The 24501-nt window shown below is 70.7% G+C and carries 21 protein-coding genes and 1 tRNA gene; 14 read left to right on the top strand and 8 right to left on the bottom strand.

What is annotated here, in order from left to right; all coding sequences use genetic code 11:
* Positions 1-108 precede the first annotated feature (108 nt).
* The 3 genes from MXD61_RS27740 (at position 109) to MXD61_RS20280 (ending at position 2131) form a co-directional block, all read left to right on the top strand.
* Positions 109-555, top strand: coding sequence for an SDR family NAD(P)-dependent oxidoreductase (locus MXD61_RS27740; RefSeq protein ID WP_248815039.1), 447 nt, complete (start codon positions 109-111; stop codon positions 553-555).
* 197 nt (positions 556-752) lie between these two features.
* Complete coding sequence (locus tag MXD61_RS20285; protein WP_374629283.1) at positions 753-1592, top strand: GNAT family N-acetyltransferase; 840 nt, start codon at positions 753-755, stop codon at positions 1590-1592.
* On the top strand, positions 1589-2131 hold the full coding sequence (locus MXD61_RS20280; protein WP_248815037.1) for a GNAT family N-acetyltransferase: 543 nt from the start codon (positions 1589-1591) through the stop codon (positions 2129-2131). Before MXD61_RS20285 ends, MXD61_RS20280 begins: the two co-directional genes overlap by 4 nt.
* Before the next feature lie 4 nt (positions 2132-2135).
* On the opposite strand, the gene MXD61_RS20275 is transcribed toward MXD61_RS20280, so the two are convergent.
* The 8 genes from MXD61_RS20275 to MXD61_RS20240 all read right to left on the bottom strand — a co-directional run bounded on the left by MXD61_RS20275 (position 2136) and on the right by MXD61_RS20240 (position 11171).
* The gene (locus MXD61_RS20275) at positions 2136-2423 is read right to left on the bottom strand and encodes an antibiotic biosynthesis monooxygenase family protein (protein ID WP_251080306.1); all 288 of its coding nucleotides are present in this window, start codon (positions 2421-2423) and stop codon (positions 2136-2138) included.
* Positions 2424-3518: 1095 nt separating this feature from the next.
* Entirely contained in the window at positions 3519-3944 is a 426-nt protein-coding gene (locus MXD61_RS28980; RefSeq protein ID WP_374629281.1) for a type II toxin-antitoxin system PemK/MazF family toxin, read from the bottom strand.
* 316 nt (positions 3945-4260) lie between these two features.
* Positions 4261-4869: a YdeI family protein gene (locus MXD61_RS20265; RefSeq protein WP_248815034.1), complete on the bottom strand. Its 609-nt coding sequence runs from the start codon at positions 4867-4869 to the stop codon at positions 4261-4263.
* 79 nt (positions 4870-4948) lie between these two features.
* Positions 4949-6040: an ABC transporter substrate-binding protein gene (locus MXD61_RS20260; protein ID WP_248815033.1), complete on the bottom strand. Its 1092-nt coding sequence runs from the start codon at positions 6038-6040 to the stop codon at positions 4949-4951.
* 539 nt (positions 6041-6579) lie between these two features.
* Entirely contained in the window at positions 6580-7554 is a 975-nt protein-coding gene (locus MXD61_RS20255) for an alpha/beta hydrolase (protein WP_248815032.1), read from the bottom strand.
* Positions 7555-7722: 168 nt separating this feature from the next.
* Positions 7723-8502 (bottom strand): helix-turn-helix domain-containing protein, encoded by a 780-nt coding sequence (locus tag MXD61_RS20250; protein ID WP_248815031.1) that lies wholly within the window; start codon positions 8500-8502, stop codon positions 7723-7725.
* 127 nt (positions 8503-8629) lie between these two features.
* A complete protein-coding gene (locus MXD61_RS20245; RefSeq protein ID WP_248815030.1) occupies positions 8630-10096 on the bottom strand; it encodes an MFS transporter in 1467 nt (488 codons plus the stop codon).
* Positions 10097-11099: 1003 nt separating this feature from the next.
* Positions 11100-11171: transfer RNA gene (locus MXD61_RS20240), tRNA-Arg, on the bottom strand.
* 74 nt (positions 11172-11245) lie between these two features.
* Between MXD61_RS20240 and MXD61_RS20235 the strand changes: the two genes are divergently transcribed.
* From MXD61_RS20235 to MXD61_RS20185, 11 genes are all read left to right on the top strand, one after another.
* Complete coding sequence (locus MXD61_RS20235) at positions 11246-11632, top strand: response regulator transcription factor (RefSeq protein ID WP_163547719.1); 387 nt, start codon at positions 11246-11248, stop codon at positions 11630-11632.
* Positions 11633-11741: 109 nt separating this feature from the next.
* Positions 11742-13400, top strand: coding sequence for an arginine--tRNA ligase (gene argS, locus MXD61_RS20230; RefSeq protein WP_248815028.1), 1659 nt, complete (start codon positions 11742-11744; stop codon positions 13398-13400).
* A 14-nt stretch (positions 13401-13414) separates the two neighbouring features.
* A complete protein-coding gene (gene lysA, locus MXD61_RS20225; protein ID WP_374629278.1) occupies positions 13415-14839 on the top strand; it encodes a diaminopimelate decarboxylase in 1425 nt (474 codons plus the stop codon).
* Complete coding sequence (locus tag MXD61_RS20220; RefSeq protein ID WP_248815026.1) at positions 14836-16119, top strand: homoserine dehydrogenase; 1284 nt, start codon at positions 14836-14838, stop codon at positions 16117-16119. The genes lysA and MXD61_RS20220 overlap by 4 nt, the downstream gene beginning before the upstream one ends.
* Positions 16116-17294: a threonine synthase gene (gene thrC / locus MXD61_RS20215; RefSeq protein WP_248815025.1), complete on the top strand. Its 1179-nt coding sequence runs from the start codon at positions 16116-16118 to the stop codon at positions 17292-17294. The genes MXD61_RS20220 and thrC overlap by 4 nt, the downstream gene beginning before the upstream one ends.
* A 68-nt stretch (positions 17295-17362) precedes the next feature.
* The gene (gene thrB / locus MXD61_RS20210; RefSeq protein WP_248815024.1) at positions 17363-18325 is read left to right on the top strand and encodes a homoserine kinase; all 963 of its coding nucleotides are present in this window, start codon (positions 17363-17365) and stop codon (positions 18323-18325) included.
* 473 nt (positions 18326-18798) lie between these two features.
* Positions 18799-21135, top strand: a complete 2337-nt coding sequence (rho, locus tag MXD61_RS20205; protein WP_248815023.1) for a transcription termination factor Rho — start codon at positions 18799-18801, stop codon at positions 21133-21135.
* Positions 21136-21354: 219 nt separating this feature from the next.
* Positions 21355-21591 carry a 50S ribosomal protein L31 gene (gene rpmE, locus MXD61_RS20200; RefSeq protein ID WP_136446497.1) on the top strand — a complete coding sequence of 79 codons (237 nt, stop codon included), beginning with the start codon at positions 21355-21357 and terminating at the stop codon, positions 21589-21591.
* A 139-nt stretch (positions 21592-21730) separates the two neighbouring features.
* A complete protein-coding gene (gene prfA, locus MXD61_RS20195; protein ID WP_163547714.1) occupies positions 21731-22801 on the top strand; it encodes a peptide chain release factor 1 in 1071 nt (356 codons plus the stop codon).
* Entirely contained in the window at positions 22801-23745 is a 945-nt protein-coding gene (gene prmC, locus MXD61_RS20190; RefSeq protein WP_374629276.1) for a peptide chain release factor N(5)-glutamine methyltransferase, read from the top strand. The genes prfA and prmC overlap by 1 nt, the downstream gene beginning before the upstream one ends.
* Entirely contained in the window at positions 23745-24395 is a 651-nt protein-coding gene (locus tag MXD61_RS20185) for an L-threonylcarbamoyladenylate synthase (protein WP_248815071.1), read from the top strand. The genes prmC and MXD61_RS20185 overlap by 1 nt, the downstream gene beginning before the upstream one ends.
* Positions 24396-24501 lie beyond the last annotated feature (106 nt).

Below are 24501 nucleotides of genomic sequence, written 5' to 3'. Positions count from 1 at the left end.
GTTTCCCGGTGTACATGAGCGAACGCTCAAGGTGTCCACTCTGTAACTGTTTACCGTCGAAGCCTCGCACCGAAGACCGCCAGTGTGGGCGGTACCAGCGGCACCGGCGTGGGTGGCACAGAGACCGACGGTGTCGGTGGCGACGTGTTCACGTGCGTGGCCGATGTGACGAGTCCCGGCGAGGTCGAGCGGTTCGTCGACGAAGCCGCGGACGGGTTCGGCCGGGTGGACCTGCTGGTCGCGAACGTCGGCGGCATCGTCGGTGGCGGACTGCTCGACTCCACCGCGCAGGACTGGGCGCGGACCTTCGAACTCAACACCGTCAGCCCCGGCTCCACCATCTTTCCCGGTGGTTCCTGGGAGACCTACGCCCAGCAGGACCCGGACGGTTTCGCCGAGTTCGTCCGCCGGGATTTCCCGGCCGGCCGGCTCGGTCACGCCGAGGAGGTCGCCGACGTCGTCGCCTTCCTGCTCTCCGACCGCGCCACCTGGATCAACGGCGCCGACATCACCGTCGACGGCGCCCAGGGCCGTCCCTCCGCCTTCGGCTACTGACCGGGCCGGTCGTCGGGTGGGAACTCCCGCCACGGCACCGCGGCGCGGGCGGCGGCGGCGGCGGCGCGGGTGTCATGCACCCGACAGGGCGGGGGAGAAAGCAACGGCGGCGGCCTGTAACGGTGGGAGCGCCGGACGCACTTACCGGTATGACAACCATCAGCCGCGGTACGCCCGCGGGTACCGGGAGATCGCCGCTGTTCTGCGGCCCGGAGCTGGCCGCCCGCATCGAGCGGGCCGAGGTGGAGCTGATCGCGCAGGGCAACGCCGCGGCCAGCCGCCGCCGTCCACCGGGTGATGCGGTGGGGTTCGTGCTGCCCCTCGCGGGTGGGGTGGCCAGTTACGCCGAGGACGGGTCGCCGCTCAACAAGGTCGCCGGGCTCGGCTTCGATGTGGTGCCGACGGCGAACGACCTGGCGGAGGTCGAACGGGCCTTCGCCAGCCGCGGCGCACCGGTGCAGGCCGAGGTCGCCACGCTCGCCGATCCCGCGGTCGCCGACCTGCTGACCGGACGGGGCTACCGCCTGGTCTCCTTCGAGAACGTGCTCGGACGGGCGTTGGACGGCGCCCACCGGACGGTCACCCCGCCGGGAATCGAGATCCGAACCAGCGGCCAGGACGCGTTCGACCAGTGGCTCGAGGTCATGGCGGACGGTGTCGCGGTCTCGGACACCGAAGGGGTCGCCGCACACGAGGAGTTCACCCGGGAGGTCCTCCTCGGCGCCATGCGGGACCTCGCCGCGGCGGTCGGGGTTCGGCGCTACGGCGCCTGGCGCGACGGGGTGTTCGCCGGTGGCGCCAGCCTGCGGATCTCGGGCGACATCGCCCAGTTCGGCGGTGCGGCGACCGTCCCGGCGCATCGCCGCCGCGGCATCCAGTCGGCGCTGCTGGCCGCCCGCCTCGCCGATGCCACCGCGGCCGGCTGCGAGGTCGCCGTGATCACCACCCAGCCGGGTTCGAAATCCCAGCACAACGCCCAGCGCAGCGGGTTCGACCTGCTGTACACCCGCGCCATCCTCGTCCGGGAGCCCGCATGACCGGCCAGCGCGGCACACCGACCATCGAGCTGTACGACGGTGACCGCTGCGCGCTGCGTAGTCTGTTCGAACTGGCCGAGGACTCCGCCGCGCTGCTCGACGCCTACCTCCCCCTCGGCCGGGTGCTGGTCGCGCGGATCGGTCCGGACATCGTGGGTCACCTCCAGGTCGTCCCGACCGAACACCACGACAGCCACGGCCCCGATCACCCCGCGGTCGGCACACCGGTCGGCACACCGGTCGGCACACCGGAGATCAGGAACATGGCGGTGCTGACCGCCTACCAGGGCCAGGGCATCGGCCAGGCCCTGATCAAGGCGCTTATTGACCTGATCGCGGCCGAGTCACCGCGGGTCCTGCTGGTCGCGACCGCGGCGGCGGGCATCGGCAACCTGCGCTTCTACCAGCGGTGCGGATTCCGCCTCCGGTCCATCGAACGCGACGCCTTCACCGAGGCCGCCGGGTATCCGCCGGGCATCCTCCTCGACGGCATCGCGTTGCGTGACCGCGTCTGGCTGGACCTGGACCTCCCCGGCTGACTGGTCAGGTGAGGCTGCGGCTGCCCGCGACGTCGTACTCCGACACCGAGGCGGACACCACCGCGGCGCTCTGGTCGTCACTCGGCCCGCCGCCCCGGAACGCCTCGACGTCGGTCTGCGCCTCCCACCGTTCGAAGATGTTGATGCGACCCGGATCGACCAGGTCGGCGGTGATCGAGAAATCCAGGCATCCGGGCGCACGCCGAGCCTGCTCCACCACGCTGACGCAGCCGTCCAGGTACGCCTCCCGCTGCTCCGGCGCCACCACCAACCGCCCCGAGACGATCACCATCCGTTGCCTCCCGCTCTCGTCCACGACGCGACCCATCCTGCCCCCCGCATGCGGGCCGGTTCCGCCGCGACGTCCGGCTCTCCACGCCGCCTGGCTTTGCCACGCCGCCTGGCTCCGTCGCCGGTCAGGGCGAACATCCGCCATTCGCCGCGTGTCCGGGGTCGTGAGCTACTACCGACGGTAGCCGTGAAAAGAGGAGAGAGTCTCCGTCAAACAGCTTATCCGGCCAAGTGTCACCAATTGGCCGCCTTTGACGCTGAGTTGTCTCGCCAGTTTTCCGACCCGGGGTGGCCCGCCGCACACCGTGCCTGTATAAACGCTGATCGTCGCGGGTATCCGCGGTCAACGGAGATGTCGCCACTCGCTGCGCCCTTCGGCAACGGTGTGTGAAAAAGAGGGCGTGGGTCGGATGCTCAGGTGCGAAACGTCGTCCGATATCGAAGGACTGCTGGTCCGGTGGGTGAACAAACAAGCGTATCGGATCGGTCCGACACCCTTGCGCAGCGTCACGTGGCCTGCTTTTCAGGGTCTTGACATCGGACGCGGATGGGTCCCAGTGGGGCGTCCGATGTGAATGGTAAGGTCGTCGCGCGGCGCATTCTGTCGTACGTTCGCGATAGGGTATTTCGGCGGTTTATCGGCGGGCGTTACCGTCCGATGTCTACAACGGGCGAGCGTGTGCGGTGGGTGATATTTCGGGCCGAAAATCGGACGCGAAGAGTAGTGGGTGACAATAGGTGACATTTAGCTGGGTAAGTTTTGTGGCGAAGACCTGCCACCCTTTTCCCTGACGATCAGGTTGATCGATGACGCCCGTGTGCACGATCGGTGACGACTGCGGGAAGGCATGGACGGCGGGCGCGGCGGGAGCCGGTCAGAATGCCGTCGCGCCACAGTTCGTAGCGGCACCAGCTGGTCTGGCAGCGGTCATCGACGTCCACGATCCGGTGGTGCCGGCCAGCCGCTCCCGGTAGAACTCCACGTCGCCGAACGAGCCGCCGATCTGCTTGTCCAGCTGGTAGACCAGCGAACGTGGTTCGCCCGCGAGGCCAGGACATCATGCAGAATCCGGCCGCGGAACCAGCCGGTCATGTTCTAGTTCCAGCCGTAGCGCTGCCGCAGCCGGTCGGTGACCCGTTCGAACGGTTCACGTGGCAGGGCCGCCGACTCCCGGCGCATTCCGCCCTCGTGCACCCGAAGGACCCGGTCCAGGTTGACCCAGGACGGTCGGTGCTCGCGATCCCACTCGCCCGCGCCGACCGGCACGAAATCACCTTCGCCGTCGTGCTCCTTGCTGGTCAGCTGCACGGCCAGGAAGGAGCCGGCGGGCTCGGCGGCCACCACGAGGACGGGTCGGTCCTTGCCTCGTCCGTCGTTCTCCTCGAAGGGCACCCACGTCCAGACGATCTCGCCGGGGTCCGGGGCTGCGTCCCGTTGCGGCGCGTAGCTCATCCGCACCGACCCGATGCGCTGGGGATCGACCTCGGTGGTGGCATCCGGCCCGGACTGGCCCGGTGACACCTCTGCTCCCGTCTCCGAACCGGCTGCTGCTGCCCCCGCCCGCGTCCTGGTCCGCTCCTCGGCCGGGCGGCTGCGCGCGGCCACCGAGGCCGGGGATGGAGTCGTGCCGGAGGGACGGGCCTTCGGCGTCGCCGTGGAGCGCCGCCGACCTTCGCGCCCCGACTCCCGCGGGGGTGCGTCACCCTGGTGACGGCCACCCGTCAGCACGTCGGACACGATCTTGAAAAGGTCGGCCAGCAATCCCATGCCGCCACAATAATGAGGTCGGTCATGGCCTCCGCCGGAACGCCCCAACCTGACCGGCGCTCCGATCAGGTCAGGGCCGGCCGTCTTCCAGGGTCGCGAGCAGGGCCGCCAGCCGGGTGGCGCGGGTCGCCGGGTTCGACGCGGTCAGCAGGCGGTGCAGAGCGGAGTAGCGCCCGGCGCCGTTCAGCGCGGCGAACCCCGAGCTGGCCGTGGGCGACGCCGCCAGCGCGGCCGCCAGGTCGTCGGGAACCTGGGCCGTCGCCGCTCCCGGGTAGGCGCGGTCCCACCGTCCGTCCGCCTTCGCGCGTTCGATCTCGGCCTGCCCCCGGGAACGCATCCGACCCTGCTCGACCAGCCGCGCCACCAGGACGGTGTTGCGCTGCGACCACATCGAGGCCTTCCGGCGTGGGGTGAAGCGCTGCTGGAAGGTGGCAGCGTCCAGGCTCTTCTTCTGCCCGTCGATCCAGCCACTGCACAGCGCCTCCTCCAGCGCGCGGTCATAGCGCAAGGACGTCGGCGACGTGGTGCCCTTCTTGGCCAGGACCAGCCAGACGCCGTCGGAGACGTCCTCGTTCACGTCGAGCCAGGCCCGCCACGCGACGCCGTCGGCCACGACCAGCCGCTCCGGCGCCGCGGCTGTCCGCGCCCCGCTCCCGGCGGCCTCATCACCCACACTCATGGTGGCGAGCGTACGGGTGTGAAGGTCCGCATCCCCGCGCATACGACCGCACCCCTACCGGGCCTGCGCGTCCACCGGCCTACGGGATCGGGCTGTAGCCGACGATCTGGTAGGAGGCCGGCTGGCCCTTGCCGTCCAGCTGTGTGGTCAGGCCACCGCGGCTGCACACCGCCGGTGTGGCCGGGTAGGCCTTGCCGTTGCAGCGGAACCTCAGACCACCGCTACCGGGGATCTCCTTCTCCGGCATCGACTTGAACGTCGAGATGACCGTGGCCGGGGTGATCTCGCCCCTGATGTCCGCCAGCGCGACCTGGAAGGCGTTCAGCTCCGCGAACATGTTCATGCCACTGGAGTCGTCGACTTTGATGTTGTTGCCGTAGGCCGCCACGACGGCCTTGTAGAGCAGGGTCGACGGGCTGTCGATGCCCACCGGCGCGGACGCGTTCATGGTGACCCGTTCCAGCGTCTCCGCCGGAACCGCCTTGCGGGTCGCGTCCGTGATGCACTGGGAGTTCACGAAGAACGGGCCGGTGAAACCGGCCGTCCGCAGCGCGTTGAACGCACTGATGCAGAATCCGTCGTTCCCGACGATCTCGATGACACCCGGTGCGCTGCCGGACAGGCTCTGCAACTGAGGGGTCATGTCGGCCGTTCCCAGCGGGACAGGAATGACCTTGAAACTGATCCCGGCCTTCGTCAGCGCCGCCGCGCCCGTGCCCTTGAACTGGGCCAGCGCCGGTGGCACGTCGATGATGACCCCGGTCAGGTTCCTGGTCTTCGCCTTGGCGGCCAGCGGCAGGACCCCACTGATCGTGACCCCGGTCGGGTCGCTCAGGGCGAAGGTCGACTGGGCATCCTCGAGCTGCTCCGGGAGGGCCGTGGAGAAGAGCAGCACCGGGATCTTCGCCGCGTGCAGCGGCGTCCAGATCTGCTGCGAGACCGCGGAGGCACCCACGACCACTGCCACGGCCTTCTGCTCGATCACCTGGTTCGCGCAGTCGGTGCCCTTGTTCGGATCGTTCGCCGTCTCACACGTGAGCAGCTGGATCGGCCGACCACCGATACCAGATCGGTGCTCGTTGAGGAACCTGACCGTCGCAGCCGCCGCCCGCAGCTCGATCGACGTGTCAGCCGACGGGCCCTTGCCGTCCGAGATCAGACCGATCTTCACCGGAGTACCGGAAGCCCGTGCCACCGGACCCAGTAATGCCGCGCTGCTCGAGGCATCCGCGGTGGATCCCCCGCCGCCGCTGCCCCCGCTGCCCCCGCTCCCGCAGCCGGCACCCACCGCCAACAACACTCCCGCGGACAAGGCCGCCACGGCCGCAGTGGCGCGAGGCCTCAGCCGCCTGGGTCGAGTCGACCCCGGATTCGTTTGGTAGCCGAGCGCGCTGAACCGAATCCCACCTGTGAACATATGTCTCCTGATCTCATTCACTCATAGCTTGACACCGTCGACAGCGGCACGCTGACGCACAGGCCGGCCCCTGTGGCAGGCGGCATGCGTCGGACCAGCCCAGATGACATCCCATCTGGGGACCGAAGTGTGACACCGCCCATATTCGGAGGCAACTTTCATCGACGCTGATGGCCGCCGTGTTCGTCGTCGTTCTACCTGGCATTCCTCGCCATCATGGCGTTCGCCGGGAAGGCGCTGGCCGGTCTGTTCCACCTCGACGCCCCTCCGCCCCCAGCGATCCTGTCCACCGGTCAGGCCGCCCAGTAGGTGTCGAGGAAGCGGCGGACATCGCGGTCGATCTCGGCGTCCTCGGGCGCGTAGCCGAGGAAGCCTCCGTGGCCCGCGGCCTCCATGACGTGCAGCTCGGCGGTGATGCCCGCGTTGCGCAGCGCCCGGTGCATGCGGACGGCGTTCGACAGGAACAGGTCGCGGGTGCCGGAGGTCAGCAGGGTGGGCGGGAAACCCTTGCTGAAGTCGCCGAACAGCGGGGAGAGGTACGGGTCGGCGAGGTCGTGGCCCCGGGCGTACAGCAGGTTGGCGGCCATGAGGCTGCCCGGAAGGACGGCGCACAGGCCGGCGTTGGTCTGGAAGGTGTCGCCGGACTCGGTGAGGTCGAGCTCGGGGGTGTTGAGGACGACGGCGGCTGGCAGCGGCAGTCCTTCGTCACGGGCCCGCAGCAGGACGGCCGCCGCGAGGTTGGCGCCGGCGGAACCGCCGCCGACGATGATCTGCTCGGGGCGATGCTCCTTGAGCAGCGCCCGGTAGGCGGTGAGGCCGTCGTCCAGGGCCGCGGGGTACGGGTGGTCGGGGGGCATCCGGTAGTCGACGGCCCAGACGCGCGCGGCGACCCGGGTCGCGGTGCGCGCGGACATCGGCCCGCAGACCGGACCGCCACCGACGGTCATGCCGCCGCCGTGAAAGTCGAGGTAGACATGGTCGTCGCGAGCGCCGGGCGGCGTGGCCACGTAGACGGTGACGCCGTCCACGTCGGTCTGCTCGACCGTCAGCGCCGGGTCGACCGGCCAGCTCGCCGCCATCGCGGCGAGGCCCTCGTTCCCGGCGGCGATCAGCGCCTTCCAGCCGGCCACATCCTCAAGCGCCGGGAACGGCGTGGGCTCCGGCCGCGGCATGGCGAGCACCGCCCGTGCCTCGGGACTGACCGACACCGGGACGGGAATGTCCCGTGCGGGCAGGTGTAGCGGCGGCGAGTTCTCGACGGTGGTCATCACGGTCCTCCTGCTGATACGGCCGGAGACAACCCCTGATCGGGAAAGGGCTGCGCCCCCTGCCTGCGAGCGTCCTGTTACCCGACGAGATCATGCGCGAGTTCGGACGTTTGTGCAACAGTGTCCGATCTATCGCCGGGCTCGCCGACGGCCAGGGCGCGCGTCGGGTCAGCGCGAGCTGTCGTGGCCAGCCCGGGACGCTGATCTGAGATAGCGTCCCGGGGTCTGGCCGACGACGGTGGTGAAGGCTTCGATGAAGCTGGTGGGGTTCGCCCAGCCACACAACAACGCCGTGTCGGTGACGGAGCGGCCGTCGACGAGGTGGACGAGCGCGTACTGCACCCGCAACAGCGTGCGCCACTGATAGAAGCTCATGCCCAGCTCCGCCTGGAACAGGCGGCTGAGGGTCCGCTCGCTGGCGCCGACGGCATGGCCCAGCATGCTCAGCGTGGCCGAGTCGGCCGGATCGCCCTGCAGCATTGCGATCACCGCCCGGAGTCGATCGTCGAGCGGTGCGGGCAGATGCAGCGACTCCTCCGGAAGGTCGACCAACTCGTCGACGACCACGCCAAGAAGCCGATCCTGGGCCGGTAGCGCCATGTCCCCGCTGGTGAGTTTCAGGACCGCCTCGCGCAGCAGCCCGGACACGCCGAAAACCGTCGGGTGATCGGGCATCGGGCCACACCATTTTCGCGGAATCTCGATGAGCCGGATCTCGGTGGCGCCGTAGGCGTGGTGGTGATGCGCGAAGCGCGGCGGCGTCCAGGAGATGCGGTTCGCGGGCGCCACCCACGTCCCCCGCTCGGAGGTGGTGGTCAACACCCCGCTCGCCGCGTACACAAGCTGACCCTCGACGTGTGAATGCGGGGCGACGTCCTCACGGTGGATCAGGGTCCAGCGGACCCTGCCGCCGTCCTCCAGGGACACGAACTGGGAAAGTTCGGACATCGCATCCAACCGTCTCCACCAGGACCGGCCGGGCCACGGCAGGCCGTGAGCGTGTGGTTCGCCGCCGCCCTCGCCCTCCCGCGTCCTGGTCGGGGTCCAGGGCCCCCGACCAGGACGCGACAAGCTGTTACGCGGACCGTTCGGGGACGGGGACGGGCTCCGACGTTACCCGGCCCGCACCGTGGGAGTCGGGCCGTCGGACCCTGACGGCGAGCGCGGCGAGCGCGGCGACAACCATGAAAGCCGCCAGTGTGATGTAGGAGGCGTCGAAGCCGGTCTGGTTGGGAAGGCCGTTGTCCTGGTTCCTGGAGATCAGGGTGGCAACGATCTGGGTGGCGATCGCGCCGCCGATCATGCGCACCACCGTGCTCATGCCGGCCGTCTCGCCCACCTGCTCGGCGGGTACGGACTGCACGGTCAGCGTCATCAGCGTCGGGAAGGCGAAACCCAGCCCGAAACCCATGACTCCAAGACTGATGATCATGTCGTACGGGTGCGAGCTCCAGACCGCCATATAGCCGAACCCGGCCCCCTCGATCAGGGCACCGGTAATCAGCGTCCGCGCCGCGCCGATGCGGTTGGCCAGCCGCTCGGCGAACGGGGTGGATATGGCCGACCCCACTGACATCGGGAGCAGATAGAGCCCGCACCGGAGCATGGAAGCGCCATAACCGGTGCCCTTGGGCAGCTGCGCGAGAACCGGATAGACGGCGAACGCCGCATACATACCCGCGCCGAGGGCGAAGGAGACCAGGCTGGTCGCCCACACAGCCCGCTGCCGCATCAGGCGCATGTCGATCAACGGGTTCTCGCTGGACACCTCGGCCGCGACCCAGATACCGCAGACCACCAGGCCGCCCACCAGCAGGGCCAGCGTGCGAACCGAGGAGAACCCCCACGTGCCTCCCTCGCTGACACCCAGCACCACAGCCGTGATCCCGACAATCATCAGCGCCGTGTTGAGCCAGTTCACCCGACCGCCTGGCCGTACTGGGGACTCGCGCACGAGAACCCACGTCCCCACGAAGGCGATGACGGTCAGGATCATGGGGATCCAGTACAGCCAGTGCCAGTCCAGGTGCGGCACGATCAGGCCGGGCAGAATGACCCCGACCGAGCCCAGCCCCAGCGTCGCGGACACCGCTGCGATCCCGGACGCGACCCGCTCGGGTGGGAACTCGTCACGGATGATCCCGAAGGCGAGCGGAAACAGTCCGCCCGCGACGCCCTGCAGCGTCCGGCCTGTGATCTGGCCGGTCAGCGAGTCCGACATCGCTGACACCAGTGTGCCGCAGATGAGGATTCCCAGCGTCACCAGCAGCATCCGCCGTTTGCCGAACATGTCTCCGAGCCGGCCCAGCACGGCCGTCGACGCGGCTGCCGAAAGGAAATAGGCGGTCAGCAGCCATGTCGCGCCGTTCTCACTGGTGTGCAGCTCACGTTGGAACAGCGGCAACGCTGGAACGATCACTGTTCCGAGCACACCATAGGCGAGGGCGCCCAGAAGCAACGGAGTCAGGATCAGGCCGACGCTGATCTTCTCGCCGTCTTCGGGGCCAGTGCGCGAACGCGCTCTGATCGACGCAGTGGACATAGCGGTTCTCCTAGCGAGGCCCGCAACCGGGCAAGGTGACCTACGAAGGTGAGGTGACCTACGAAGGTTAGGTATCCCTAACGATGCGGGTGAGGCTCCGTGCGTGCTACCAATATCCGGACAGGAGATACGGTTTTCCCGCCAATCTGGGAGTCCGCGCCCGTCAGCGGGACATCGGCGGTTCGACCCCCGTCGACGACCGATTCGCGGGCAGGTCCGACCGTCCACCCGCGCCCCCGGATTTCGATCCAACCCTGACCCCCATCGACCCCGCGCGGATACCGGCGAGACTGGCGGCCCATGCCACAGCGGCCGGCTACCCGTCGACCTCGCAGATCCCAGCGCCTCCCGGACCGCACCTTCCCGCTGTCCCGCAGGTTCGTAGGTTGCTCGGGCCGAGTAGGTTCCGACCAGAGAGATCGCCCGGCGGCTTGGGGCCGCGTGGAACACGATGCGTAAGGCGTTGGCGTCGGATGGTCCCCCGAGGTATTCGCGGCCGGCGCGGAGTTCGGTGGTCGATCCGTTCAAGGCGCGGATCCGGGCGTTGCTGGTCGGATGCCGGCGCCGCCGGTGGCGGTCGCGGCGGGGCAGGAGCGGGTGCTGCTGGCGCTGGGGTTCTTTCGGTTCCTGACCGCGACGATGATCCCGTCGAGGCAGGCCGGGGACATCCTCGCCGGGATCCAGGAATTGGACGAGGTTGACGACACCAAGCCTGACGGCCCAGCCCCGACAGCGCGCCATGCCACTGGACGCTCTACCGGAACTCCACGTGAAGCTCCACCAGGCACCTGAGGCGTTATAGCGACGCCTCTACGAGATCGCGCGACTCACCGTCCACCTCGACCACGAAAAGCAGGAGGCAGGCATCATGATCAAAATTTCGGCCAGTGACCTCGACAAAGGTCGCCGAGCTGGCGGCTACCGATCTGGCGGAAGCGGCTGTGCACACCCCCGCACTACGTACAACGACCATGCGGCGCTTTTTCCGCGAAAACGCTGTACGTGCCCCCGGCAGGATTCGAACCTGCGCCCCCGCCTCCGGAGGGCGGTGCTCTATCCCCTGAGCTACGGGGGCTCGGGGCTGACGGGGCTAACGCTACCAGGTGGGAACCTCGGATCGTGCGCCCGGGTGGTCGTAAGCTGCCGAGTGTGTACGCCGCCGCCCCCAGGGTCCTTGTTGTCGATGACGACGCGGTGATCCGTCAGCTTGTGGTCGTCAACCTCGAGCTGGAAGGTTTCGAGGTCCATACGGCCGTCGACGGTGTCGACGCGTTGCAGATGGTGCGCGAGGTGGCCCCACATGTGATCACTTTGGACATCATGATGCCCCGGATGGACGGCTGGGACGTGGCCGCCGCCCTGCGGGAGGACCCGGCCACGGCCGGGATCAAACTGATCATGCTGACGGCACGGGCGCAGGAGGCCGATGTCAGGCGTGGGTCGAGGCTCGGGGTCGACTACTACCTGACCAAGCCGTTCGACCCGGATGAGCTGATCACCGTCGTGCAGAAGCTCGCGGAGGGCCAGCCGGTCTGACCCGCGTGGGTTCCTGACCCGGGTGGGCGGAGTCGGCGCCGGGTGGGTCGATGGTGACCGTGGGCGTCGGGGCGGTCGTCTTGTCGGGGCGCGCCGATAGCATCGCGACATGAGCCCCGCCGATCTCGCCGATGCCATCGTGGCGGCCGTTGGCCGCGCGGTCGCCGACGGTGACCTGGACGTGCCGGTGCCGACCACTGTCACGGTGGAGCGACCGAAGAACCCCGAGCACGGGGATTACGCCTCCCCGGTGGCCCTGCAGCTGGCGAAGGCCGCGCGACGGCCCCCGCGGGCGGTCGCCGAGCTGCTGGCGGCTCGGCTGGCGGCGGCGGAGGGCATCGCGCGCGTCGACATCGCCGGCCCGGGGTTCCTGAACATCACGCTGGTCGGGGCGGCGCTGGGCGAGGTGGCTCGCCGGGTGGTGCGGGCGGGCGCGTCGTACGGGCATGCGGAGAAGCCGCGTGACGTGCGGATCAACCTGGAGTTCGTCAGCGCGAACCCGACCGGGCCGGTCACGCTCGCCTCGGCTCGCTGGGCGGCGGTGGGCGACGCGCTGGTGCGCATCCTGACCGCGGCCGGGTATTCGGTCGGTGGGGAGTACTACGTCAACGATGCCGGCGTGCAGATCAGCCGGTTCGGCGCGTCGGTGCTGGCGGCGGCCGCGGGGCGGGAGATCCCGGCTGAGGGCTACCACGGGGCGTATGTGGCCGAGATCGCGACGACGGTTCTCGCCGAGCGGCCCGACCTGCTCGAACTGCCGGGTGACGAGGCGCTGGCCGTCGCGGCCCAGCGTGGGCTCACGCTGATGCTGGGCGAGATCCGGTCGACGCTGGAGAGCTTCGGCGTCCACTTCGACACGTGGGCGTCCGAGAAGGCCTTGCATGACGCGGGTGGTCTGGAGCGGGCCGTCGAGGATCTGCGGGCGCAGGGCCACGTCTTCGACGCGGACGGCGCCGTCTGGCTGCGCACGACCGACTTCGGTGACGACAAGGACCGGGTCCTGATCAAGAGCGACGGTCAGGGGACGTACTTCTGCGCCGACGCCGCCTACTACCGCGACAAGCGGGGGCGCGGCTTCGACAGGGTGATCTACCTGCTGGGGGCCGACCACCACGGCTACATCGGCCGGCTGCGGGCGATCAGCGCCTGCTTCGGGGACGATCCGGACGTCAACCTCGAGGTCATCATCGGCCAGATGGTCACGCTGACCCGTGGCGGCGAGCCGGTGAAGATGTCCAAGCGTGCCGGCACCTTCCTCACCCTGCACGACCTGGTGGACGCGGTCGGGGTCGACGCCGCCCGGTACTCGCTGGTACGTCAGTCGCACGACTCGTCCCTCGAACTCAACCTCGATCTGATCGCCCGGCAGACCAGCGAGAACCCGGTGTTCTACGTGCAGTACGCGCACGCCCGGATCAGCTCGCTGCTGCGTGGCGCCGAGGCGCTGGGTCTCACGCTGTCCCCGGAGGGGGCGGACGTGGCGCTGCTGACCCATCCGCGGGAGGGGGACCTGCTGCGGGCGCTGGGCGAGTTCCCGCGGGTCATCGAGTCGGCGGCGAGCCTGCGCGGGCCCCACCGGGTCGCGCGCTACCTCGAGGAACTCGCCGGGGTCTACCACCGGTTCTACGACGTCTGCCGGGTACTCCCTCAGGGGGACGAGCCGGCCGGCCCGTTGACCGACGCCCGGCTGCTGCTGGCCGCGGCCACCCAGCTGGTGCTGTCCAACGGCCTCGCGCTGCTCGGCGTGAGCGCCCCCGATCGGATGTGAGACGCGTGCGTGACATGCGGGTGGCAGGCGGAGACGAGATGAGTGAGAGCGAACCCGGCGCGGTGACCGGGCTGGAGGAGAACCTCTGGCCGGTCACGGCCCGGCTCGAGGCGGACGGGGTGATGTCCGTCGGCGGTGTGCGGGTGGACGCGCTGGCCGCCGAGTTCGGCACGCCGGCGTTCGTGCTGGACGAGGCGGATTTCCGGGCCCGTGCCACGGCCTGGCGGCAGGCTTTCGCCGACTGTGATGTTTATTACGCCGGCAAGGCGTTCCTGTGTCGGGCGTTCGCGCGCTGGGTGGACGAGGAGGGCCTGCGCCTGGACGTGTGCACCGGTGGCGAGCTGGCCGTGGCGCGCTCGGTCGGTTTCCCGGCCGAGCGGCTGCTGTTCCACGGCAACAACAAGTCGCTGGGTGAACTGCGGGCGGCGGTGGAGTACCGGGTCGGGCGGATCGTCGTCGACAGTTTCGTCGAGATCGAGCGGCTGGCCGCGGTCGCCGCCGCGGCGGGAATCCGCCAGCGGGTGCTCGTCCGAGTCACCCCTGGCGTCGAGGCGCACACCCACAGCTATATTTCGACGGGTCAGGAAGATCAGAAGTTCGGGTTCTCGCTCGCCGGTGGCGCGGCGGCGCGGGCGGTCGCCGCGGTGCTCGCCGAGAGCGGCCTCGAACTGGTCGGGCTGCACGCCCACATCGGTTCGCAGATCTTCGACACCGCCGGGTTCGGCCTGGCCGCACACCGCATGGTCGGGCTGCTCGCCCGCATCCGCGACGAGCACGGCGTCGAACTGTCCGAACTCGACCTCGGCGGCGGCCTGGGCATCGCCTACACCAGCGAGGACGCCCCGCTCGACGTCGAGGAGGTGGCCGAGCGGCTGATCGCGCTGGTGGGCAAGGAGTGCGCGGCGCTGGGCCTGACCGTGCCGCGGCTGGGTGTCGAACCCGGCCGGGCCCTCGTCGGTTCGTCCACGGTGACGCTCTACGAGGTCGGCACCGTCAAGGAACTCCCCGGGCTGCGCACCTATGTCAGCGTCGACGGCGGTATGAGCGACAACATCCGCACCGCGCTCTACGACGCCCGCTACACCGCCCGGCTCGTCTCCCGGCCCGGCGCGGCCAGCACGCAGGTCGTCACGCTGGTCGGGCGGCACTGCGAGTCCGGCGACGTCGTCGCGCACGACGTGCCGCTGCCGGGTGACGTGCGCCCCGGTGACCTGGTCGCGGTGCCGGCCAGCGGTGCCTACCACCGCTCGATGGCCAGCAACTACAACCATGTGCCCCGGCCACCGGTCATCGCCGTGCGCGACGGCACCGCGCGGGTGATCGTCCGACGGGAGACCGAGGACGACCTGCTCCGGCTGGACGCCGACCCGCCCGACCCGGCTGTCTCGGTCACCTCGGCCGAGCGGGCCGACTCGCCCGCGGCGCGGGTGGCGCGATGAACCTGGCGCTGCTGGGCTGCGGTGTGGTCGGCACCGAGATCGTGCGGTTGCTGCGCACCAGCGCCGACGACCTGGCCGCCCGGGTCGGCGAGCCGTTGCGGCTGGTCGGCATCGCGGTGCGTCGGCCCGAACGGGTCCGTGACGCCGAGGTCGACCCGGCGCTGCTCACCTCCGACGCGGCGGCGCTCGTCGCCCGCGACGACGTCGACCTGGTCATCGAGGTGGTCGGCGGGATCGAGCCGGCGCGCCAGTGGCTGCTGGCGGCCCTGAACGCCGGGAAACCGGTGGTCACGGCGAACAAGGCGCTGCTGGCCTCGTACGGCACGACGCTGCACGACGCGGCGGCCGCGGCCGGCACCGACCTCTACTACGAGGCGGCCGTCGCCGGAGCGATCCCGCTGATCCGGCCGCTGCGGGAGAGCCTCGCCGGCGACCGCGTCCGTCGGGTGCTCGGCATCGTCAACGGCACCACCAACTACGTTCTCACCCGCATGGACGAGACGGGCGCCTCGTTCGCCGAGGCGCTGGCCGAGGCCGGGGCGCTGGGCTACGCCGAGGCCGACCCGTCCGCCGACATCGACGGGTACGACGCCGCCGCCAAGGCCGCCATCATGGCCCAGCTGGCCTTCCACACCCGGGTGACGATCGACGACGTCTACCGCGAGGGCATCGGCGACGTCACCGCGGCCGACATCGCCAGCGCCCGGGAACTCGGCTGCGTCGTGAAGGCACTGGCCGTCGCGGAGCGCTCGACGCAGTCCGAGGGGATCAGCGTCCGGGTCCACCCGGCGATGATTCCGCGCAGCCACCCGCTGGCCGGGGTGCGTGAGGCGTTCAACGCCGTGTTCGTCGAGGCGGAGGCCGCCGGCCAGCTGATGTTCTACGGGCAGGGGGCCGGCGGCGCGCCGACGGCGTCCGCGGTGCTCGGTGATGTGGTCGCGGTCGCCCGTAACCGCATCGCCGGACGGCAGGGGCCGGGTGAGTCGTCCTACGCGGCGCTACCCGTGCTGCCGATGGGCCGTACCGTGACGAGGTATCACGTGAACCTCGACGTCACCGACAAGACCGGCGTACTGGCGGCGGTCGCCGGTGCCTTCGCGCGTCACGATGTGTCCATCAGAAGTGTCCGTCAGGAGGGCCGCGGTGACGACGCGAGCCTGGTCCTGGTGACGCACGCGGCGCCGGACGAGGCGCTGTCCGCCACGGTCGAGGAGCTGCGCGGCCTCGCCGAGGTGCGGGCGGTGTCCGGGGTGCTGCGGGTCGAGGGAGGTGAGTCGTGACCACGTCGTCCACGGTTGATGTGTCGTCCACCACAGTGCAGGCGCCCCAGGTCGGGACGGCCACGGGTACCAGGCCGTCCACCGGAGGCCAGCCGTCCACCGGCGGGCAGTCGGGCTACCGGCCCTGGCGGGGGCTCATCGAGGAGTATCGCGACCGGCTGCCGGTCGACGCCGACACTCCGGTGATCACCCTGCTGGAGGGCGGTACCCCGTTGGTGCCGGCCGGGTACCTGTCCGAACTGACCGGATGTGAGGTTCATCTCAAGGTCGAAGGGGCCAACCCGACGGGTTCCTTCAAGGACCGCGGGATGACGGTGGCGATCAGCCGCGCTGTCGGTGCCGGCTCGCAGGCGGTCATCTGCGCGTCCACCGGCAACACCTCGGCGTCGGCGGCGGCCTACGCGGCCCGCGCCGGCATCACCTGCGCGGTGCTCGTCCCCAGTGGCAAGATCGCGTTGGGCAAGATGGCCCAGGCGCTGGTGCACGGCGCGCGGCTGCTGCAGCTCGAGGGCTCCTTCGACGACTGCCTGCGGGTCGCCCGTGAGCTCGCCGACACCTCGCCGGTCACCCTGGTGAACTCGGTCAACCCGTTTCGGATCGAGGGGCAGAAGACCGCCTCGTTCGAGATCGTGGCCGCGCTCGGACAGGCTCCGGACGTGCACTGCCTGCCGGTCGGCAACGCCGGCAACATCACCGCCTACTGGCGGGGTTATCTCGAGCAGGACGCGCTGACCGGCTCGGGCCGACCCCGGATGTGCGGTTTCCAGGCCGCCGGGGCCGCGCCGATCGTGCGTGGCGCGGTGGTGGCCGCCCCGCAGACCATCGCCACGGCGATCCGGATCGGCAATCCGGCGTCCTGGGAGCAGGCCGTCGAGGCTCGTGACACCTCCGGCGGGCTCATCGACGCCGTCAACGACCGGCAGATCCTCGCCGCCTACCGGATGCTGGCGCACCGCGAGGGCGTGTTCGTCGAGCCGTCCAGCGCGGCCAGCGTCGCGGGGCTGCTGATGGCCCGGGCGGACGGGCGGATCGAGGCCGGCTCGCGGATCGTGTGCACGGTCACCGGCAACGGCCTGAAGGACCCCGACTGGGCCATCAGCGGGGCGGCCCGACCGGAGACCATTCGGCCGACGGTCGCCGGTGCCGCCGAGGCGCTCGGCCTCACCCTGTCGTGACAACAGGCGCGACGACACGTGTGACGACAGGCGCGGGTGCGACGACAGGGACGTCGACGGGCGAGGGCGTGACGGTGGGTGGGGCGAGTTCGGGTGTCGCCGGTCGGGTGCGGGTGCGGGTGCCGGCCACCAGCGCGAACCTGGGTCCCGGCTTCGACTCCTTCGGGCTCGCCCTCGGCCTGTACGACGAGGTCGAGGTCGCACTGACCACGAGCGGTCTGACCGTGGACGTCACCGGGGCCGACGCCGTCGCCCAGGACGAGACCCATCTCGTCGTGCGGGCGATCCGGGCGGCCTTCGACGTCCTCGGTCGGCCGCAGCCGGGGCTCGCGCTGCGGTGCGTCAACCGGATCCCGCACGGCCGTGGCCTCGGCTCGTCGGCCTCGGCGATCGTCGCCGGCATCGTCGCCGCCGCGGCCCTGGCCGAAGCCGATGGCCCGGCCAGCGGTGCTGGCGGTGCTGGGTGGATGTTGCGGCTGGCGGACGAGCTTGAGGGGCATCCGGACAACGTCGCCGCGGCGCTGGTCGGGGGGTTCACCGTCGCCTGGTCGGACGCGCACGGCGCGGACTGTCTGCGGGTGGAGCCGTTCGAGCAGGTGCGTCCGGTGGTGTTCGTCCCGACGCTGCGGCAGTCGACCGAGGCGTCCCGCGGCGCGCTGCCGCAGCGGGTGCCCCTCGCCGACGCGGCCCGCACACTGGGCCGGGCCGCGCTGTTGGCGCTGGCCATGTCGGCGGCCGAGCCCGCGGCGGCCGACACGCGGGCGACGACCCTGCTGCGGGCCACCGAGGACTTCCTGCACCAGCCGTACCGGCTGCCCGCGACCGCGGCCACCGGGGAGCTTGTCGGACGGCTGCGGGCGATGGGAATCGCCGCGACGCTGTCCGGTTCGGGGCCGTCGGTACTGGCGCTGGCCGTCGGTGGGGAGCAGGCCACGGTGGCCGCCGGTGCTGTGACCGGTGAGTTCACCGTCCTGCCGCTGAGCGTCGACCGAGGTGGGGCGCAGGTGCTCACGGTTGACCGCAACGGGTGATCGTATATCGTGATGGGGTGCTCGTACGAGCGTCCGGATCGCCGGATGGCTCGGTGGGCACGGTTCGGAGTCCTCTCGGGAAGTCCTGAGGGCGCAAGGTTGTTGCCCAGGTGTCCGCGGCTGGATAGTCTGGTGACTGCACCCGCTGCCACCGCGGCGCGTGCTCGCCCCCGCAGTGTCGTTCTGGCGCTGGGTCGCTCTGGTGTCCGGGTCGCTCTGGCCCTGTCCGTTGGGCCAAGGTTCGGGACTCCGGTGTTTCGGCCTCGTCGTCGTTGCCTCGGCTCCACACCGGTACACCTGGGCGGGATCGGCGAGTTCGCCCGCGGCAGACGGCCGCTGGCGCCGTAGACGGGCGCGTCTTTCGCCCATCCGGTGCTGTACATCCCCTTCATCCGGCATTTGTGCAGGCGGAGAAGGTTCACACGCTACGCCCGGCTCGTCTGTCGAGCCAGTTCCTTCAGGGAAGGAAAACCTTGAGCGACACCACCAACGTGCTGCCACCGAGCGCACGTGAGTCTGCGGCGTCGGCGACGCCTGCATCGCTTCACGAGAGCGGGCTGGCGGCCGCCACCTCGTCCGCAGACACCCTCACCACCGCGTCCGTCCTCACCGCCGACAACGGCGGCGAGCGGGCCACCCGCGGGGACGCGGCTGCCGCCGCGGCCGCCGCGGCGAGCGTGACCCGTCGGCGCCGTCAGGGCACCGGCCTGTCCGCGATGCTGCTCCCCGAGCTGCAGGCCATGGCGCAGTCCATGGGCATCCAGGGCGTGGGCCGGCTGCGTAAGGGCCAGCTCATCGCCGCAATTCAGAATCTCCAGAACGAGAGCTCGGGTGGTTCGGCCGCGCCCGCGGCGACCGACGCGCCGGTCGCCGACGCGCCGAGCGCCGCCACCCCGGCAGCGGGTGACACCGCTTCGGCCGGCCAGTCGTCGCGTCGCGGTGGCGAGGCCGCCAGCAGTGCCACTCCGACCCGTACGCGTACCCGTCGAGGCGCCTCCCGCTCGGCCGCGAGCCCGGCAGCCGAGCAGCCGACCCTGCCCGAAGCCGGTGGGGACACCGCGGAGGCCCGTCCGGCGTCGGCCGTGACCGCCGGGCCACCGGTGACCGGCGCGGTGACCGGTGGCCCGGCCACCGCCACGCAGCCAGCCGCCGCGGCGACCACCGCCCCGGCGCAGACCCCGCCCGCCAACGGTCGCCAGAGCGACGCCGGTCCCCGGACCCGCGAGGACCGGCGGGATCGCTCCGCGGACAACGGCCGATCCGGCGACTCCGGCAACGAGCGCCGTGGCGAACGTGCTGACCGCAGTGAGCGTGCCGACCGTGGTGAGCGTGCCGACCGGTCTGACCGTGGTGAGCGTGCCGATCGTGGCGACCGGTCGGACCGGCAGGGTGGCGACCGTGGGAGCCGCTCCGACCGCACACAGGGTGGCGACCGTTCCAGCCAGAACGACCGTTCCAGCCAGAACGACCGCTCGGGTCAGAACGACCGTTCCAGCCAGAACGACCGCTCGGGTCAGAATGACCGTTCCAGCCAGAACGACCGCTCGGGTCAGGGCGGCCAGAGCGACGACGACCTGGCCGGCCGCAGCCGGCGGGGCCGCTTCCGCGAGCGTGGCCGCAACCGTGGCCGCGGGGGTCCGGTGCCGGCGGAGAACGAGCCGGTGGTGCGCGAGGACGACGTCCTCGTTCCGGTCGCGGGCATTCTCGACGTCCTGGACAACTACGCTTTCGTGCGCACCAGTGGTTACCTGACCGGGCCGACCGACGTCTACGTCAGTCTCGCCCAGGTCCGCCGCAACGGTCTGCGCCGCGGCGATGCCATCACCGGTGTGGTGCGCGCCCCGCAGGAAGGCGAGCAGCGTCGCGACAAGTACAACGCGCTGGTCCGCCTCGACACCATCAACGGGATGGACCCCGAGGAGGCCCGCGGGCGCCCGGAGTTCACCAAGCTCACCCCGCTCTACCCGCAGGACCGGCTGCGTCTGGAGACCGAGCCGCACCTGCTGACCACCCGGGTCATCGACCTGGTCATGCCGATCGGCAAGGGGCAGCGCGCGCTGATCGTCAGCCCGCCCAAGGCCGGTAAGACGATGGTGCTGCAGTCGATCGCCAACGCGATCGCCACCAACAACCCGGAAGTGCACCTCATGGTCGTCCTCGTGGACGAGCGGCCAGAAGAGGTCACGGACATGCAGCGCTCGGTCAAGGGTGAGGTCATCGCCTCGACCTTCGACCGTCCGCCGGCCGACCACACCAACGTCGCGGAGCTGTCCATCGAGCGGGCCAAGCGCCTGGTCGAACTCGGCCACGACGTCGTCGTCCTGCTCGACTCCATCACCCGGCTGGGCCGCGCCTACAACCTGGCCGCCCCCGCCTCCGGCCGCATCCTGTCCGGTGGTGTCGACTCGACCGCGCTCTACCCGCCGAAGCGTTTCCTCGGCGCCGCCCGCAACATCGAGGACGGTGGGTCGCTCACCATCATCGCGACCGCGCTGGTCGAGACCGGTTCCACGATGGACACGGTCATCTTCGAGGAGTTCAAGGGCACCGGTAACGCGGAGCTCAAGCTCGACCGCAAGATCGCCGACAAGCGCATCTTCCCCGCGGTGGACGTGGACGCCTCCAGCACCCGTAAGGAGGACATCCTCCTGGCTCCCGACGAGCTCGCGATCATGCACAAGCTGCGGCGTGTCCTGCACACCCGGGAGAACCAGCAGGCCCTGGAACTTCTGCTCGACCGGATCAAGCAGACCCGGACGAACTACGAGTTCCTGATGCAGATCGCCAAGACCGCTCCGCCGCAGGACTGATCCGCCCCGTGGGGACGCCGGCTCGCGGGGGAGCCGGCAGACGGGAGAGTCGCCCGCGGGAACACGCGGGGTGGGGGCGACGTTGCCAGCGGTGGGACGCGCGGGCATCGTGACGGCCTTCGCGACCGGCTCTGGCACACTGGCAGCAGACCGGCTCCGGTTCACGCCGTCCAACACCGAGGATGGCGACCCGGCGGCCACATTCGAAGATGAGGGACCATGAAGGCTGACATTCACCCGACCTACCACGAGACGACCGTGACCTGTACCTGCGGGAGTGTCTTCACCACCCGCAGCACCAAGGAGAACGGCGTCGTCAACGCCGAGGTCTGCTCGCAGTGCCACCCGTTCTACACCGGCAAGCAGAAGATTCTCGACGTCGGTGGCCGGGTCGAGAAGTTCGAGCGTCGGTTCGGCCGGCGTCGCCCCGGCGAAAAGGTCGGCGGCGCGAAGTAGTGACGCCTCGGCGCCCGTCCGGTTCCCCGGGCGGGCGCCGTTTGCGTCCCGGTCGGATCGGTACGCCGGTACGGCCCTGTCCACTTCCCCGGCGCCATGTCGTGCGTCGGGACCGCGACGTGCGAAGAGGTACCAAAGCATGACGTCCCCACTCGCCGGCCTCGTCGCGGAGCACGCCGAGATCGAGGGGCAGCTCGCCGATCCGGCGGTGCACAACGATCCCGCCCGGGCCCGTGCCCTCAGCCGTCGCTACGCCCAGCTCGCCCCGGTGGTGGACCTCGCCCGGGAGCTCGAGCGGGTGTCCGGCGACCTTGCGACCGCCCGCGAGCTCGCCGTGCAGGACACGTCCTTCCGCAGCGAGGTCACGGACCTCGACGCCGAACTCGGCGGCCTCAACGAGCGGGTGCGGGCCTATCTCGTCCCGGTCGACCCCGACGATGCCCGGGACGCGATCCTCGAGGTCAAGGCCGGTGCCGGCGGGGAGGAATCAGCCCTGTTCGCCGGTGATCTGCTGCGGATGTACCTGCGCTACGCCGAGCGCCGCGGGTGGAAGACGGAGATCCTCGACGCCAACGCGTCCGATCTCGGTGGATATCGGGATGTGAGCGTCGCGGTGAAATCCCGCGGCGGGGACACCGGCCCCGGGGTGTACGGCCGGCTGCGGTTCGAGGGCGGGGTGCACCGTGTCCAACGGGTACCGGTCACCGAATCCGCCGGGCGCATCCACACCTCTGCCGCCGGTGTGCTCGTCCTGCCCGAAGCCGAGGACGTCGACGTCGATATCGACCAGAACGACCTGCGTATCGACGTGTTCCGCTCGTCCGGTCCAGGTGGTCAGAGCGTCAACACCACCGACTCGGCGGTGCGCATCACCCATCTGCCCACCGGTCTGGTGGTCTCCTGCCAGAACGAGAAAAGCCAGCTGCAGAACAAGGAATCGGCGCTGCGTATTCTGCGGGCCCGACTGCTCAGCGCTGCCCGCGAACAGGCCGAGTCCGAGGCGTCCGCGGCGCGGGCCAGCCAGGTGCGCACCGTCGACCGCTCCGAGCGCATCCGCACCTACAACTTCGCCGAGAACCGGATCAGCGACCATCGGGTCGGCTACAAGGCCCACAACCTCGATCAGGTGCTCGACGGCGAACTCGACGAGGTACTCGACGCGCTCGCCGCCGCCGACCTCGAGGCCCGGCTGTCCGCCAAGGCCTCGTGATCCCCCCGGTCACCGGGCGGCGGGCCCGGACACCGGCCGCCGAACGGATCGACGCCGCCACCACGCGGCTCGCCGCGGCCGGTGTGGCGAGCCCGCGGGCCGACGCCGAGCAGCTCGCCGCCTTCGTGCTGGGCATCGGCCGCGCCCAGCTCCTGCTCGTGGACGACCTGCCAGCCCCCGCCGCCACCCGTTTCGAGGCGCTGGTGCGCCGCCGGGCCGCCCGCGAACCCCTGCAGCACCTGACCGGCATCGCCGGATTCCGCTACCTGGACCTGTTGGTCGGCCCCGGGGTGTTCATCCCCCGTCCGGAGACGGAATCCGTCGTCGGCTGGGCCATCGACGCGCTGCGCGCCGCCGGGAGTGGCGGTGCCGGTGGGAGTGGCGGTGCCGGGGCGGCGCCGGTGTGCGTGGATCTGTGCGCGGGGAGCGGGACGATCGCGCTGGCGCTGGCGGGGGAGGTGCCGGGGGCGCGGGTGCATGCCGTCGAACGTGAACCGGCGGCGCTGGCCTGGCTGCGCCGCAACGTGGCGTCCACCGGGCTGGCGGTCGAGATACACGAGGCTGACGTCGCCGACGAACCGCCGCCGTCGCTGGCCCGGCTGGACGCGACGGTGGACCTGGTCGTGAGCAACCCGCCGTATCTGCCCGACGCCGACCGTGCGACCGTGGAGCCCGAGGTCGGTGTGCACGATCCGGCGGCGGCGCTGTGGGGTGGCCCCGACGGACTGCGGGTGGTGCGTGCCGTCGTGCGGCTGGCCGCGCGGCTGCTGCGCCCCGGCGGGCTGCTGGTGATCGAACACGCCGACGGCCATGGCGAGAGCGCGCCGGCACTGCTGCGTGCGGACGGCCGCTGGCAGGATGTGGCCGACCATCCCGACCTGGGTGGTCGGGACCGGTTCGTCACCGGCCGGATGGCCCGGCCGGGGGAGGGAGAGCACAGGTGATGCAGCGTTTCGACTGCTCCGACGAGGCCGAGCGCGCCGCAGGCCTGGACGCGGCCGTCGCCGCCGTCGGCCGTGGCGAACTGGTCGTGCTGCCCACCGACACCCTGTACGGCCTGGGCGCCGACGCGTTCGACTCGGCGGCCGTGGCCGCCCTGCTCGCAGCCAAAGGCCGCGGTCGGGACATGCCCGTGCCCGTCCTGATCGGCGCCTGGCGAACCCTCGACGGCCTGATCGACCGGGTGACCCCGCAGGTCCGCGACCTGATCCAGGCCTTCTGGCCAGGTGGGCTCACGGTGGTGGTCCGCCATGTCCCATCGCTGCGCTGGGATCTGGGCGATGCCCGCGGCACCGTCGCCATTCGCATGCCGCTGCACCCCGTCGCGATCGAACTGCTGGGCCGAACCGGCCCGATGGCCGTCTCCAGCGCGAACATCAGCGGCCAACCGCCCGCCGCCACCGCCGACAACGCCGTCGCCCAGCTTGGCGGCGCCGCCGAGGTCTACCTGGACGGTGGCCGCTGCGTCGCCGCCACCCCCTCCACCATCGTCGACTGCACCGGAGACGTCCCCGTCGTCCTGCGCGCCGGCGCGATCGGCCTCGACGCTCTGCGCGAGGTTCTCCCCCTCATCCGCGAGCCCGCCACCTCCTGAGAACGCCTCGGCCCGCGGTAGGGGGCCTTTCGGCTGGGGTGTTCCGGTGGTGTTTCCGGCTTCCGGCCTCCGGCTGGCGGTGGAGGCGGCGAGGTGGGGGCGGGTG

This window comes from Frankia sp. AgPm24 (genome assembly GCF_023243055.1).
GTDB classification, from domain to species: Bacteria; Actinomycetota; Actinomycetes; order Frankiales; family Frankiaceae; genus Frankia; species Frankia umida.
The sequence above is the reverse complement of the archived record's forward strand: the minus strand, read 5'-3'. Positions and strand labels throughout refer to the sequence as shown.